The organism is Acetobacter fabarum, from assembly GCF_011516925.1.
In the GTDB taxonomy this organism is placed as follows: domain Bacteria; phylum Pseudomonadota; class Alphaproteobacteria; order Acetobacterales; family Acetobacteraceae; genus Acetobacter; species Acetobacter fabarum.
Genome location: NZ_WOTG01000057.1, coordinates 1 through 725, shown reverse-complemented (window position 1 = coordinate 725; position 725 = coordinate 1). Strand labels below are relative to the sequence as shown.

General features: G+C 54.5%; 1 protein-coding gene. It reads left to right on the top strand.

Annotated elements, in window-relative coordinates; translation table 11 throughout:
• On the top strand, positions 1–725 hold a 725-nt coding region (locus tag GOB83_RS14685; protein ID WP_165926632.1), incomplete at both ends, for an IS5 family transposase.

Genomic DNA, 725 nt, shown 5'->3' with positions numbered 1-725 from the left:
GGCGGACGACCGCCATTTGATCCTGTGCTGATGTTCAAGATCCTGGTGATCCAGACGCTCAACAATTTGTCTGATGAGCGGACGGAATATCTGATCAACGATCGCCTCTCCTTTATGCGTTTCCTTGGTCTGGGACTTTCAGATCGGGTGCCGGATGCCAAAACGGTCTGGCTGTATCAAAAGCGTCTGACCCAGGCGGGTGCGATCGATGGGCTGTTCAACCGCTTTGATGCGACCCTGCGCAACGCCGGGTATTTGCCGATGTCAGGCCAGATCCTGGATGCCACGCTGGTAGCGGCTCCGAAGCAGCGGAACACCAAGGCAGAGAAAGCCGATCTTCGGGAAGGACGTATTCCTGAAGACTGGCAGGACAGACCCGCAAAGCTGTCGCACAAGGATCGTCATGCGCGCTGGACACTGAAGTTCACGAAGGCGAAGCGGCAGGATGATGGAACCATGCCATCCAGCGATCTCGCCATCCCGTTCTTTGGCCATAAATCGCATGTTTCCATCAATCGGAAATACCGGTTCATCCGGAAATGGAAAACAATGCATGCCGCCGCCAGTGATGGCGCGCGATTGAGAAAGGGGCTTCTGGATAAAACCAATACGGTCTCAAGTGTCTGGGCCGACACGGCCTATCGCTCAAAAGCCAACGAAGACTTCATGGAAAAGCAGGGCTTTGTCTGCAAGGTTCATCGCAAAAAGCCGCATCTCAAGCCTAT